General features: G+C 51.3%; 13 protein-coding genes. 1 reads left to right on the top strand and 12 read right to left on the bottom strand.

Features of this window, described 5'->3' with window-relative positions; genetic code table 11:
- Positions 1-77 precede the first annotated feature (77 nt).
- The 8 genes from ACYVUT_RS07745 to ACYVUT_RS07780 form a co-directional block, all read right to left on the bottom strand.
- Positions 78-308 (bottom strand): hypothetical protein, encoded by a 231-nt coding sequence (locus ACYVUT_RS07745; protein WP_439775816.1) that lies wholly within the window; start codon positions 306-308, stop codon positions 78-80.
- Positions 308-1,474: a chorismate synthase gene (aroC, locus tag ACYVUT_RS07750; RefSeq protein WP_484500532.1), complete on the bottom strand. Its 1,167-nt coding sequence runs from the start codon at positions 1,472-1,474 to the stop codon at positions 308-310. Before aroC ends, ACYVUT_RS07745 begins: the two co-directional genes overlap by 1 nt.
- A 97-nt stretch (positions 1,475-1,571) precedes the next feature.
- Complete coding sequence (locus tag ACYVUT_RS07755; RefSeq protein ID WP_484500534.1) at positions 1,572-2,108, bottom strand: shikimate kinase; 537 nt, start codon at positions 2,106-2,108, stop codon at positions 1,572-1,574.
- Positions 2,109-2,487: 379 nt separating this feature from the next.
- Positions 2,488-3,438, bottom strand: a complete 951-nt coding sequence (locus ACYVUT_RS07760; protein ID WP_484500536.1) for a 3'-5' exoribonuclease YhaM family protein — start codon at positions 3,436-3,438, stop codon at positions 2,488-2,490.
- Positions 3,431-5,857, bottom strand: coding sequence for an ATP-binding protein (locus tag ACYVUT_RS07765; RefSeq protein ID WP_484500537.1), 2,427 nt, complete (start codon positions 5,855-5,857; stop codon positions 3,431-3,433). The genes ACYVUT_RS07760 and ACYVUT_RS07765 overlap by 8 nt, the downstream gene beginning before the upstream one ends.
- On the bottom strand, positions 5,854-7,059 hold the full coding sequence (locus tag ACYVUT_RS07770; protein WP_484501789.1) for a metallophosphoesterase family protein: 1,206 nt from the start codon (positions 7,057-7,059) through the stop codon (positions 5,854-5,856). Before ACYVUT_RS07770 ends, ACYVUT_RS07765 begins: the two co-directional genes overlap by 4 nt.
- A 2-nt stretch (positions 7,060-7,061) precedes the next feature.
- Positions 7,062-7,415, bottom strand: coding sequence for a YlbF/YmcA family competence regulator (locus ACYVUT_RS07775; RefSeq protein WP_439775169.1), 354 nt, complete (start codon positions 7,413-7,415; stop codon positions 7,062-7,064).
- Between the two features lie 43 nt (positions 7,416-7,458).
- Positions 7,459-9,516, bottom strand: a complete 2,058-nt coding sequence (locus ACYVUT_RS07780; RefSeq protein WP_439775171.1) for a PBP1A family penicillin-binding protein — start codon at positions 9,514-9,516, stop codon at positions 7,459-7,461.
- A gap of 170 nt (positions 9,517-9,686) precedes the next feature.
- On the opposite strand from ACYVUT_RS07780, the gene ACYVUT_RS07785 reads away from it, so the two are divergent.
- On the top strand, positions 9,687-10,532 hold the full coding sequence (locus ACYVUT_RS07785; RefSeq protein ID WP_484501790.1) for an RluA family pseudouridine synthase: 846 nt from the start codon (positions 9,687-9,689) through the stop codon (positions 10,530-10,532).
- A 95-nt stretch (positions 10,533-10,627) separates the two neighbouring features.
- On the opposite strand, the gene ACYVUT_RS07790 is transcribed toward ACYVUT_RS07785, so the two are convergent.
- From ACYVUT_RS07790 to ACYVUT_RS07805, 4 genes are all read right to left on the bottom strand, one after another.
- Positions 10,628-11,539, bottom strand: coding sequence for a ketose-bisphosphate aldolase (locus ACYVUT_RS07790; RefSeq protein ID WP_215440933.1), 912 nt, complete (start codon positions 11,537-11,539; stop codon positions 10,628-10,630).
- 125 nt (positions 11,540-11,664) lie between these two features.
- Positions 11,665-12,369 (bottom strand): L,D-transpeptidase, encoded by a 705-nt coding sequence (locus tag ACYVUT_RS07795; RefSeq protein WP_484501791.1) that lies wholly within the window; start codon positions 12,367-12,369, stop codon positions 11,665-11,667.
- Between the two features lie 174 nt (positions 12,370-12,543).
- Positions 12,544-13,104, bottom strand: coding sequence for a sortase (locus tag ACYVUT_RS07800; protein WP_439775165.1), 561 nt, complete (start codon positions 13,102-13,104; stop codon positions 12,544-12,546).
- Positions 13,105-13,107: 3 nt separating this feature from the next.
- Positions 13,108-13,908 (bottom strand): pilin N-terminal domain-containing protein, encoded by an 801-nt coding sequence (locus ACYVUT_RS07805; protein ID WP_484501792.1) that lies wholly within the window; start codon positions 13,906-13,908, stop codon positions 13,108-13,110.
- Position 13,909: the final 1 nt, after the last annotated feature.

Consider the following 13,909-nt stretch of genomic DNA (forward strand, 5'->3'; position numbering starts at 1 on the left):
CAAATACATTGATAACATGACCTAGAATAGAAAAAGACTACAAATAAGCATTAGTAGTCTTTAATTGTTATTTTTGACTATATATTTTTACAGCTGCTGACTTCCCAGGCCAGGCCCAGTTTCTGGGACTGAAAAGCTGCCGGGATCAAGAGATAGTCACCAGATAAGTCCGCCAGGTTTGCCAAGATGTCCTCAAAGCTAGCATGGCCGATGATTCCGATATCTGCTTTATCTTGCATTTTTTCCCGGTAAAAAACTGCCGCCTTCCAGCTGTCGGTTGCCTCCAGCCCTAACGTGTGCAGCCGCACTAGTATTCCCGGCATTCCTGCCGGTAGCGGGCCAATTCTTCCTGCAGGCGCTGCAAATTGCTGGATTCAAACTGCTCGCAGATGGCCTTGGCCAGTTCCAAAGCGATCACGCTTTGGATAACCAGGGAGGCCGCCACGATTGAGGTCGTGTCTGACCGCTCAATGCTGGCCAGATGCTTTTCCTTGGTATTGATGTCCACCGTCTGCAAAGGCTGGTAGAGGGTCGGAATCGGCTTCATGGCTACGTTCATGACTAGCGGCATCCCGTTGGTCATTCCTCCTTCAAAGCCGCCCAGGTGGTCGCTGAGGCGGGTAAAGCCAGTCCCCTTTTCCCAGTCGATCTGGTCCATGACCTGGCTGCCGAACTTGGTCCCCAGTTCAAAACCGTCCCCGAAGCTGACCCCCTTCATGGCATTGACGCCGACAGCGGCCGCGGCCAGCTTGGCGTCTAATTTCGTATCCCAGCTTACGTAACTGCCCAGCCCCGCCGGCAAGCCAGTTGCCACCAAGCGGATGATCCCGCCCAAGGTGTCGCCCTTTTCCTTGGTCTCTGAAATCAGCTTATGCAAATCTTCCACCTTGTCCTGGTCGATGACGTGCATGTCATTTTGAAAAATCTTTTCCCGGATCTCACTAACGTCCAGGGGCTTTTCTGAATCAGCCGCAACTTGCCCGACTTGAGCTACATAAGCCACAATGTCGATATCCAGCTGCCGCAAAAACTGCTGAGCGATATTGCCTAAAGCTACCCGCAGGGTGGTTTCTCTGGCTGATGACCGCTCCAAAACATTGCGCAGATCCCGGTGCCGGTACTTCATCCCGCCGACCAAATCCGCATGTCCTGGCCGCGGGTGCTCGAGTTTCCGCTGGGAATTTTCCGCCGTTTCTTCAGCCGTCGGCGACATGATCTCGCCCCAGTTGCCGTGGTCCCGGTTCTTGACCACTAAGGCTACCGGCCCGCCTAAGGTTACCTGGTGGCGGACCCCGCCGACAAATTCAACCTGGTCTTTTTCGATTTTTTGCCGGTCGCCCCGGCCAAAGCCTCCCTGCCGCTGGCTTAAAGCAGCATTGACTTCGGCAATGTCGATCTTCAGGCCCGCCGGCAGGCCTTCAATAATCGCCGTCAATTGTGGTCCATGGGATTCCCCCGCGGTTAAGTAGTACATGTGAGCTCCTTTGTTTTTATGCCTTATCTTCTATGTTTTCTCTTTTTACTTTTTTCTTTTTTACTATTAGCTTTTTCTTCAACAATCATGCCAAAAGTTAACGGACAGCCGTCATGAGATTGCCTTCTTCATTCCAGGCCTGGCAGAAGTCCAGGATCTGCTGGCAGATTTCTTCCGGGCTTAAGTGGTCGGTCTGGATCTTCAAATTGGCCACCTGCTCGTATCTTTCCTGCCGGCTGGCCTTGAGCTTGGCCATGCCCTCTACGTCCAGGCTGTTGGCAAGCGGGCGATTCTTGTCATTGCCGATCCTGTCAACAATAGTCTCGATCTCCGCGTCCAAAAGGATTACCGGAGCACCGGAATTGATCAAGCAAGCGGCGTTGTCGTCCCGCATCGGGGTCCCGCCCCCGGTCGTGATCACCGCGTCTTGGTTGATGTTGTCTACTAAAGCCCGGTGCTCGCAGAGGCGGAAGTGGTCTTCGCCGAATTTGGCAAAAATTTCCGGGATGGTCATCCTCTCTCTTTCAACAATGGCCTGGTCTAAGTCGATCTGCAGCTGGTTTAACTTTTTCGCCAGCAAATCGCCAACCGTCGTTTTCCCGCATGCCATGAAGCCTACTAATACAATTCTCATCTTGTCCACTCTTTCTAAGCTAAAAAATAAAAACCACCTGTTTTGGAAGACGTCTCCAATCCAGATGGTTGCAAATTCTATAAAGAGTGGGCCCTTGCCCTCAGCCATGCTAGATTGAATTTGTATCTAGCAGGCTCAACAAACATTGGCTAGCTGAGATACGAACGTCTCGCGTCCGTATCCGCGGACGCTTTAGTCGAAATAAGCATAGCCATAAAAGAAACTAGTCATGTTTGTCTTGAGCAAGTTCATTGTTAGATCCTCTCTTTTAAATGATTGTTTGATTAAAAATATTAAAACATCTCTCATTGATTCTGTCAAGCTTTTAAGCAAAAAATCAAACAAGGAAAAGAGAAAAAGAGAAAAAGAAGATTTTTTCCTATCTTTCCTGCCTTGGCCGGTAATAACGGCGGCCGTCCTGGGACAAAAGCGGCGGGGTAAATTCTCCCGGCTTGGTCGTGGACAGTTCAGTCGTGATGGCATTGACCGCCGCGTCCAGGTCGTCGATCCGGTGCAAAAGCTCTGCTTCAAGCAGCGCCGGCAGTTTTGGTGACCCGTACTCATAGCGGCCATGGTGGGATAAGACCATATGCCGCAGTAAAAGCAGGTCTTCACTGGCCAGATCGATTCCCAGTTCCTGGGCGGCCAGCATCAGCTGCTCGTCGATCAAAACCAGGTGGCCAATCAAGTTGCCTTCTGCCGTGTACTGAGTCGCAACAGGCCCCGACAATTCCAGCACCTTGCCCATGTCGTGCAAGATGCAGCCGGCATAAAGGAGCGACCGGTTGACGGCTGGGTAGTTGTCAGCTAAGCCTCTGGCGTCTTTCAGCATGGTCAAAGTGTGGAAGGCCAAGCCGCCCTTATAGGCGTGGTGGTTAGACTTGCCAGCCGGATAAGCGAAGAAGCGGCTGGACCACTTTTTCAAAAGGAAGTCCACCAGGTCATGCCAGTGCTTATTGTCGATCTGAGCCACAAAACCCTTGATCTCCTTCTCCATCTCAGCTGGCTTTTCCGGAGCAGAGGCCACCAATTGGCTTAAGTCCACCTGGTCATCTGGGCTGACCGGATGAATGCTGAAAAGCTTGATCTGGTCATGGTTGTGGTAGTCCTCAATCATCCCTGAAGCCTCAACTACCGTACCGGCATTGAAGCGGCTGGCGTCCTCAGCCTTGGCCTGCCAGTAATTGGCCCGGATGCTGCCAGAAGAGTCGGCCAGCTGCATGAGCAGGTAGTGCTTGCCCCTCTTGTCTTGGCGCAGCTGGGAATTCTTGACCATCAAGACCAGATCAAATTCTTCCCCTTCATTGTAATCGAGCAAACGTTTAAGCATTTTGCTCCCCCTTCTTATATTTGATTGGCGCGGCGCTGACGGCTTCAGCCAAGTCTTCTCTGGCCGTAAAGACCAGGATCTGCTTGTCTTCGCTCATCTTCTTGAGCATGTCCATAATGTAGCCGGTCCGCGGGCCGTCAAAGTTGACGAATGAATCGTCGATCAAGACCGGCAGGTCGATCTTGTCCTTGATCTGCATGACAAAAGCCAGTTTCAAGGCAAAATAGAGCTGCTCTTGAGTCCCCCGGGACAGGTAGGCCAGGGGGATTTTCTTTTTGTCTTTTCTGACCACCTTAAGCGGGGTCTTCTTGGACAATTTGGCTGGCAAAAGGATTTCCTGGTAGCGGCCGCCAGTCAGAATTTCCAGGTAGTCCTGGGCTAATTTCAGCATCTTCGGGAAGCGGTCGTTTGAGGCCAGATCCAGAGTCCGGCCAATGACTTCCCCGGCTAACAGGCTGGCCAGGTAGTCCTGGCTGTCTCTTCTGAAGCTGTCGGCAATTTCAGCCAGCATCTGCTTGTCTTCAGCTACCTGGCTGGAAGAAGCGTAGCGCTTTTCATCCGCCAAAAGGTTGGCCATTTCCTGCTGGCGGGCTGAGACGGCTCTTTGCTTATCAGCCAGCTCTTTTTCCAACTCTTGCTTTTGCCCCAGCAATTTTGCAGAATCCAGGCCATTTTCTTCAAAAGCAGCTAACTGGTCACCCAAGTTGTTCTTTAAAGCAGTAATCTGGGCGGCCAGGGCCTTTTGCTCCTGTTGCTTTTTGGCCAGGGACTGGTAGCCTGCCAAATTTTCCACCCCGGCAGTCTGGTAGATGGCCAAAAGCTGCTCAGTTAAATCACTAATCTGCTTTTGGTAGTTCAAGTTGGCCGCCTTGACCTCCTGGCTCGCCCGTAGAGCCGCGCTCTCAGCTTCCACCTGCTCTTCTAAGCGGCCCAGCTGCTGGCTGATAGCCGCAATGTCGCTGCCTTGCAGGCCCAATTGCCGGGCCAGATCAGCGGCCTGTTTTTCTTTCTGGGCCAGTTCTTCCTGGGCATTTGCCAAGTCTCGCCGGTTGATGGCCAGGTCCCGGTAAGGGGCAAGCAAGGAGTCGACCTTAACGCTGGCATCGATGCCGTACTTTTCCTTAAAGGCGCTAGCCTTGTCCGGCCCCTTGGCAGGCTTTTTGAAGTAGGCATAAGCCGCTAAAGCCGCGCCGGCAAGGATTAACAATATTGCCAAAATCCGTTTTTGGCCGATCAAAGCCAGACCAATTATGGCCACGATCAAGCCGACATATGGCGGCAGGGTCTTTGGCGTTTCTTCAGTTTTTTGGCTTTCTTCCCAGTCAGCCTGCATCTGCTGGAACTGGTCCATGGATAAATCAGCCACTTGGTCTAAATGCGGGGTCAGTTCTAAGAGGCTGGCCTGCTTTTCTTCCAGCTGCTTGACCTGCTGCTTAAGCATTTCCAGGCTCTGGCTGATTTGCCCCAGTTCCTGCCGCCAGGCCCGGACCTGGTCCTTTCTTTTGGCCAAAAGGGCTGGGTCGACTGCTGCTTCTTCCTCCTTGATGGAAGCCTTGAGGGCCTTGATCTGGGCATTAAGATCCAGGGCCTTTTGGTAGAGCTCCTGGTCAAAAACTACCGGGCTGACCTGCTTTTTAAGGTCTAAATAAGTCTGGTAGTTTTTCACCTGCTCCAGCTGCTTGTCCAGCTTACTTAACTGGCCATTTACTTCCTGGACTTCTTTTTCCAGCTTTTTAGCTTCTTTTTCTTCAGCCAGCCGCTTGCCTTCCAGCTGCTGGTAGGCGTCAAATTCCTGGCCGTCAGAAGCTACCTTGTCTCTTTGCTCAGCCAATTTGAGCAAGTCCTGGTTGACCGGGGCCTTCTTCCCGCTTGGCTTGAAGAGGTCTTTGGCTTCCTTGTCAAAGTCGGCCCGGATGGCCAAAAGCTGGCTGCTCTGGGCTGCCCCCAGATAGTAGATGTTCTCCAGGATCTCGCCTTCAGACAAGGAGCTGACCTGGCGGAGGAGGTCTTCGTTAAAGATAAAGCTTTCAGCGTAAAAGCTCCCGTCAATGTTTTGAATCTGGTCGTAAAAGACGCTGGCTGGGACTTCCTGGCCGTTTAAGAGGACCTTTACTGCCCCGGTCTTGCTCTTGTCCCCCTTGCTCCAGGTCCGCTCCAGGGTGAATTCTCCTTCGCCGCTGGCAAAGACCAGCTGGCCCCCCATCGGGTAGCTCTTGGTCAGGGGTTCATAGTCTTCAAAAAAGACTGAGCTGGTGTTTTTCAAATTGAAGCCAAAAAGGATCTGCTTGATGAAGGCCACGGTCGTACTCTTGCCGGCTTCATTGCCCCCGAAGAAGGCCGCTAAATTGCCCTCTGGCAGGTCAAAAGTCTCCTGGCTGAACTGGCCGAAATTGTAGATTTGAATCTGCTTGAGTCTCATTCTTCTCCCCCAGTCATTGCCTGCAGGCGGCTGGCCAGCTTGACGGCCACCAAGTCCCTGACCTGACCGCGGAATTCCTCGTCTTCTAAAAGGTGGCGGGCATATGGGTCCTTCTTGGCCCAAGAAGCGGCCAGCTGCTGGATTTTCTCGTCGGTCAGAACTTCTTTTTCAGCAGCGGCCAGGGCTTCCCGGTCGCTGTTGTTGAGGCTGACCAGGCCCCGGATGGATAAACGGACGTCAACCAATTGTGATGGCGCCAAAGCCGCGGACAGGCCGGCCCAGGCCTCCTGGTCCTGCCAAAGGTCGAGCTCTTCACTGGTCAAATATTCTGAGCCCGAAATCTTCAAGCTGAAGTAAGTCTTGCCTTGACTGTTTTTTTGCAAAAGCTCCAGGGCTTTAGCATGCAAATTGCTTTTGTCAATTGCCTGGTCCAGTTCTAAGGTCAGCTGCTTCCAGGTAATTGGGGCCGTCTGGACAAAAGTCAAGCTGGTCTGCCCGCTGGTCTCATCGACTTCAGCCAGGTAGCAGCCCTTCTCTCCAAGTTCGCCGACATCCCGGCCTTGGATGTTGCCGGGGTAAACGATCAGCGGCTTTTGACTTAAAATTTGCCGGGCGTGGATGTGGCCTAGGGCAAAGTAGTCATAGCCCAGCTCCTTCATCTTGCTTAAATCGAAAGGAGCGTAGACATTCCCGCTAGCCGCTCTTTGGGCCGCGTGCATAAGACCAATTGTATAGCCCTCTTTTTCCGGGAACTGACCCAGCATGTCTTCTTCAATGTGGTTCTGGCTGTAGGAAAAGCCGGTCACGTTGTAGGAGAAGCCATTTTTAGTCTTGAAAAATTCCCGCTTAACTTTTTCCTGGTCGCCCAAGAGGCAGAAGTATGGGCTGTTTTCGACCAAAAGATCCTGCCGGGTCATGTAGTCGTGGTTGCCGAAAATCATGACCACTTGGATCTGGGCGTCAGTCAGCCGCTTTACCTGCCGGGCTAAAAAGAGCTGGCTGGCCGGAGAGGGCTTGTTTGAGTCAAAGGTGTCGCCGGCGATTAAAACCAGGTCGACCTCTTCTTTTAAGGCCAGGTCCACGATCCGGGTCAAAGACTGGGCAGCTGACTGGCGGATTTCAGCATATTCCCTGTTTGGCAAAAAAGATAGTCCACGAAATGGGCTATCTAAGTGCGCGTCAGCTAAATGAATGAATTTCATGATTAGGCTTTTCTCAAATCCTCATATGCTTCAGACAAGGGCTGGCCGATATTCTTTTGTACGTCATTGAGCAGGGTGTAAACTGCTTGTTCTGCCAAGAGCATGTTTTGCAAGGTGGTGTTTTGGCCGACCCGTTCATTCAAGCTCTTGAAGTGGTCTTGCTGCTCTTCAGTCAGTTCCTTGCCAGTTTGCTGAGCTTCCATGATTTCCATTTGGGCAGCGTCCAGTTCCTTGAACAAGGCAAGGCTGTCAGCATCTGCCTTAACGGCGTCCATGGCTTGCTTCAAAGCAACAAACTGTTGGGTTTCCCGCAAGTCGTTAGCTAATTGGTTGGCAGTGTCGTAAATGTTGACCATTTTTTCTTTTCTCCTTTTTTTATTCCATAAAAATTCTGTTTGCTTATTTTCCAGTAATCTTATTGTACCATGACTGAATCGTTGATTCGGCATTCTTTACCCCATCGCTGATCGATTCTTTCAGCTTCTGACTCCAGCCCGATGAACTTGACGAAGAGCTGGAAGTTCCGTTGCTCTGGGCCATGGAATCGGCCGACTGGACGGTGAAGCTGGTCTGCTTACTGTAAGGCAAAATCCTGGTCATTTCGTCCTTATAAAGGGTGGTGATCCCGGTTTCAGAAATCCCCTGCATGTAGTGGTTCTTGTCGGTTGTGTCAAAGCCGACCCAGGTAGCCACGACCACGTCCGGGGTGTAGCCGACGATCCACTGGTCCTTGGTCCCGTATGCAAAAGATACTTCAGTAGACCCGGTCTTGCCGGCTACTGAGTAGCCCGCTGGTTTGGCGTTGACGGCAGTACCGGAAGTGAAGACGCTGAGCAGCATCTGGGTCATCTCCTTGGCCGTGTCAGCTGAAATGATCTGGCTGGTCCCAGTATTGTTGTTTTCCGCGATCACGTTGCCGCTGGCGTCAGTGATCTTAGTAATCATATAAGAGCTGTCCGGCAGCTTCCCGCTGTTGGCAAAAGCCGAGTAAGCCCGGGCCATCTGCAAAGGACTGACCCCGGTGGAAACCCCGCCCAGGGCCAGGGCCAGGTTCTGGTCGCTCTTTGAGACGGTAATGCCAAACTTCTTCAAGTAGCTGACCCCGGTGGAAACCCCGATCTTGTTTAAAAGCCAGACAGCCGGGACGTTTTTGGACTGGGCCAGGGCCTGGTACATTGGGATCGTGGTCGAATATTGGTTGTCGACGTTGACTGGCTCATAGCCGTTCTTGCCGAACTTCTGCCGCTTGTTGGAGAGGTCTGAGTCATAGTGGTAGCCATTCTCCAAAGCAGGCGCGTAGACGGCCAGGGGCTTGATGGCACTGCCGGGCTGGCGCTGCATTTGCGTGGCCCGGTTGTAGCCTCTGAAGACATGCTTGCCGCGTCCGCCGACCAGGGCCTTGACCGCCCCGGTTTTGGGGTCCATGGCCACGCTGGCTCCTTGGGCCCGGGAGGTGCCGGCTGGGTTGGTCGGGAAGTTGTATTTATTCTTGAAGCTGGCCTGCATGGACTTTTGGTAGTTTTGGTCCAAGGTCGTGTAGATCTTCAGCCCCTTGCTCATGATCTCGTTTTCGCTGAGGCCATACTTGCTGATGGCTTCAGAGATGACGGCGTCAAAGTAGTAAGGATACTTGTAGCCGCTGGTGGCCTTGTAAGTGTCGACCAGGTTCATCCCCTCTTTTTTGGCCTGGTTGGCGGTCTTCTGGCTGATGGACTTGTTGTCGACCATCAGCTGCAGGATGAGGTTTCTTCTGGAAACTGAGTGCGAGAGGGAATCGATTGGGTTGTAGTAGGAAGGGTTCCGCAAAATGCCGGCCAGGGTTGCCCCTTCAGCTACCGTCAATTGGCTGGCGTTCTTGCCGAAGTACTTGCGGCTGGCGTCCTGGACCCCGTAAACCCCGTTGCCAAAGTAGGCATTGTTGAGGTACATGGCCATAATCTGCTTTTTAGAATAGACCTTGGTCACCTGGATGGCGTAGAACATTTCTTCTACCTTCCGGGACAGGGTCTGCTGCTGGGTCAAAATAGAGTTCTTAACCAGCTGCTGGGTGATGGTCGACCCGCCCCCGGCGATATTGCCGCCGTGGATGACATAGCTGACCGCCGCCCGGAGAATGCCTTTCGGGCTGATCCCGATGTTGGTCCAGAAGGTCCGGTCTTCGGTGGCGACTACGGCCTTTTGGACATTGGGGGAAATCTTGCTTAAGCTGACATAGGTCCCCTTGCCTGAAGACACGGATCCGGCCTTTTTGCCATTCTGGTCATAGATAACCGTGGTCTTAGCCAGGGAAGCCTGGAGGTTGGACAGGTTGGCTGTTTTGACTTTAAAGGTATAATAAGAAGATACAGCTAAAAAAAGGCTCAAAACGATCAAAATCAACCATCTTATCAGTTGGAAGCGGTAGTTGATCCTTTTCAGCCATCCCCACAAGCCCTTTTTGGGCTGGGAGTCGTTCATTTGTTTACGCGCTTTGCGCCTGTTTTCCATTGATATCTGCTCCTTCGTTAGAACATAGTCTAAACAGTTTGATTTTAACATAAAAGCTGCCCGCGGCTATCTTCCGAGAAGCAAGTTATCCATTTCTTAATTGCGCTAATAAGGTTTTTAGAAAGAAAATAAATACCGTCATGATCTATCATTTCAGCTTAATCTATCCCGCAGACCGTCCTCCCGTCTCTGTCAGCGACCTTCTAAGGCAGCTCTTGATTCCCCGCAAGTGGCGGCACTATCTTCGCATTGAGCAGCAGGTTTTAATCAACGGCCAATACCGCAGCTTTAACCAACTGGTCAAGGGCAATGAAAAAGTTGACCTCTACTTAGACCAGGTGGAATCGCTCCAGGGGGACTATCCGGCAAGCGGCAAAATGCCAAAAGTCGTCTACGAAGACGAAAATGTTTTAGTCATTGACAAGCCCAAGGGGCAAAAGACCCACCCCAACCAAGGCGAAAACGGGACAGCCCTTAATGACTGCGCCAGCTACTTAGGCTACAGCCCCTACATCGTCCACCGGCTGGACATGCTGACGGGCGGGCTCTTGCTGGTCGCTAAAAATCCGGCTGTCGTGCCGATCTTAAACCGGCAGCTGACCAGCAAGACTTTAAGGCGAGACTACCTGGCCACGGTTGACTTGAACAAAGAAATACCCGATGGTGGCACAATTGACCTGCCGATCGGGCAAGACCCGTTTGATCAAAGAAAAAGGCAGGTCAGAGCTGACGGCTTAAGAGCAGTCAGCCACTTCCAAGTTTTAGAAAAAGACGAGGAGAAAAAGCAGGCAAAATTGCTGGTAACTTTGGAAACTGGCCGGACCCACCAGATCCGGGTCCACTTGTCGGCCTTAGGCTGGCCGATCGTGGGTGATCCCCTCTACAACCCAAATTTTGCCGGCGAAGACTTAGCTTTAACCGGCTGGCAGCTGACCTTTGTCAAGCCCTACAGCTTTGACCAGGTTACGGTTAGATTGGACAAATGACAGCAAAAATTTAATAAGAACAAAAGAAAAAGGCCCTGTAGCAGCAAATGCTGTTACAGAGCCTTTTAACATGAAGAAAATTCTGAAGATTCAGATTATTCTTCGTTAAGTGAGCTTCTGTCGAATGAAGCGTCAGCTTCCTTGTCGTCGATTGATGGAGTACCCATCCAGCTGATCATTTCCTTCATTGAGTCAGTGATAGCTTCAGTACCTGGCAAGAGCAGCTTACGTGGGTCGTAACCCTTCTTGCTCTTGTCTTGGTCCTTGCCTTCTTCGATGTACTTGCGAGTAGCTTCTTGGAATGCAAGTTGGAATTCAGTGTTGATGTTGATCTTTGAGATACCCAAAGAAATTGCCTTTTCGATTTGGTCTTGAGGAATACCTGAACCACCGTGCAATACAAGTGGAGTTTCAGGAACAGCTTCAGCGATTTCCTTAAGACGGTCGAAGTTCAAGCCGCTCCAGCCTTCTGGGTAAACACCGTGGATGTTACCGATACCGCAGGCAAGCTTGTCAACGCCAGCAGCTACGAAGGCCTTAGCGTCTTCTACTGAAGCAAGTTCGCCGGCACCTTGGTTTTCACCGATCTTGCCGATTTCAGCTTCAACAGAAATGCCGCGTTCGTGAGCCAGCTTGATGATTTCCTTGGTCTTGGCCAAGTTTTCTTCAGTTGGCAATGCGTGACCGTCGAACATAACGCTTGAGTAACCAAGCTTGATACATTCAACAGCTGAGTCGTAGTCACCGTGGTCCAAGTTCAAGATAACTGGAACTGAGATGTTCATAGCGTCCATTGAGTCTTCTACCAAGTCCTTAACGAGCTTGTAGCCACCCATGTACTTAGCAGCACCAGTTGAAACTTGAATCAACAATGGAGTTCTGGTTTCTTCAGCACCACGAAGAAGAGCGCGGGTCCATTCCAAGTTGTTAGTGTTGTAGGCACCAACAGCGTAGTGTTCCTTACGAGCCTTCTTAAAAATGTCATTACCGTTAACGAAATAAGCCATAAAAATACCTCCTAAGCTTCTTACGACTCTATTGTACCCAATAATGAATATTTGAGCAAACAAATTCTTGCCTGTAAGCGCTTTATACTAAAAATATTTGTGTTCGCTTTCTCTATGCGGAATTCCTAGCGCATTTTGAGGACAACCTTGCTGCCAACAGGCAGGCCGCCGCTCAGTCTTTGCTCATAGAGCCACTTGGCATCGCTGACCGACAAACGGACGCAGCCATGACTGTCCGGCTTCTTGCCCAGGGTGGTTAAGTGGGCTCCGCCCTTGTAGCCATAGTTGTACTGGCCAACTTTAACCCCGGAGCCAAAATTGTTGATCGGGACTGAGTGGAAAAGGTAGACCCCGTGCTGGTGGTAGGAAACGTAGTAGCGGGCCCCTACCCCATCATTATTGTAGAAGACCTCACCAGCTTCTTCCTGGATCCGGTAGTTGCCAACTGGGGTCCGGCTTTCGCCGTTCTTCTTGATCGCGCCCGGGGAAGCATACATGGTGTAGATGACTTTCTTGCCGGACATGACATAGGCCCGGGCTCCGAGGATAGAGACGCGGATCCAGACATTCTTATACTTGGCAAGGTCTGGGTACTTGCGCTTGGTTTCGCTGGAGTACAGGTAGTAGCGGCCGGTCATCGGACGCATGTCGCTTGGATCAGCGTATGGTCTGTTGTTTTCTTTCTTGGCGACCCGCTCCTTCTTAGGGGGATGCTCCTGGACCTTGCTTTTGCCGCCGACTTCCGGCAGGGGCTCAAAGACTGGAATGATCATCAAGCACGCGATTATGGCAATCAGCAGCATTCCGATACGTTTATGGGCCTTGTTCATCAATTACACTCTTTTCCTAATCTTCTTTTTATAACTCTGCAACCGCCAGCAAAGCGATTTCACAAAGGATTAAGTTTATTATCTTACAAATCACATGAAAAACCTAGTCAAACCACTTCAGTTTGCCCGAAATTTAAAGAAAAAGCAATCCAAAAAGGATTGCTGCGTGAAATCTTATTTGATTTGTAATAAATGACATCTGACTGTAAAACGGGTCGTGCCGTCATAAGTACATGTGAATAGGCTGAGGTCGTACTTACTGCGGACCATCTTGCTGATGGCGGTCGGCTGCAGGACTTCCATTTTCTGAACCTGGTAGACGTAACGCTGGCCAGTTGCGGCTTCAAAATAAATCTTGTCGCCGACTTTCAGCTGGTTCAAGCGGCCAAAGTGGTTCACGAAATTGTGCCCGGCCACGGTCCAGTCCCGGTCTTCTGCCGTCCCCGTATAAGTCGCCGGAGATACTTCCAGCTGGCTGAAGCGCCACTTGCTAGCTACCGGCAGGGTTAAGTTCAAAGTCGGGAAATTGAGATAACCACTGTAGGCTGTTCCGTTGACTTTAATCGTGCTCTTGCTTGATTTCTCAGTCTTTGGCGTCTGCTCGAGCGTCCGGACGATTGCCTTGGCAGAACTGCCGGCGCGGTAGTCTTCAATTAGGTTGTGAGCCAGCAATAAGCCGGCCAGCAAGATAAAGATGGCTCCTAGCGCCATTTTGATTCTGCCCTTTTTTCTCATCTTTTACCCTTTCTTCTGATCAGCCCAGCCCCAGACAAACAGGGTGAGGCCCGCCAAAGCAAAGAGTGGGATCGGCCAGTTCAATTGCCCGGTCTGCGGCAAGCGCGGAGTTTGCGGCAAAGTCGGGACCGTGCTGCCTGTCGGTGTCTTGCCATTGCTCTTGCTGGTCTTCTTCTTAGCCGTAATCGTTGGCGTGCCTGGGTACTGCGGCTTGCTTGAAACCTTTCGGTTACTTGAGCTTGAAGAAGACGGCGTACTTGGCGTATTAGGTGTGGCCGGATTAGACGGCGTCTTCTGGGTGTCCTTTGGTTGAGCTACGATATTATTAACCGTCTGCCCGTCAATTGTATATGGCAGAACCAAGCAGAAGGGGTTGATCTTCTCATAGCCAGCAGCGCTGGTCGTTTGCACTACCAGGTAAACCGCGTTTGACTCCAGGCTGATTGAGGCATCCCCGCTGGATGAAATCTCAGTTGTCTGCGCGCTGAGCTGCTTGTCAGCAACATAATTAGCCAGACTGCGGGCAAAATTCGCCGACATAATCTCATTTTGCGACATGCCCGCAATATCCTGGCTCATTTCGGCAAAGTCACTGGTATATTGATACTTTTTCGCTGAATCAAGCTTGGCAACTTGATAAACCACTAAATTCCCGCCGGAAATCGCCTTGCCAGTCTTCTGGTCCCGCATCTGCACTGTCAATGAGCCAGTATCAGCTGCTTGAACAGGATTGACCACGGCAAAAGCTAAAAACAAGCTGAGCAAGGCAACTAACAAGCCAACTTTGTTCGACTTGGAAAGCAAG

This window comes from Lactobacillus sp. WILCCON 0059, from assembly GCF_057197985.1.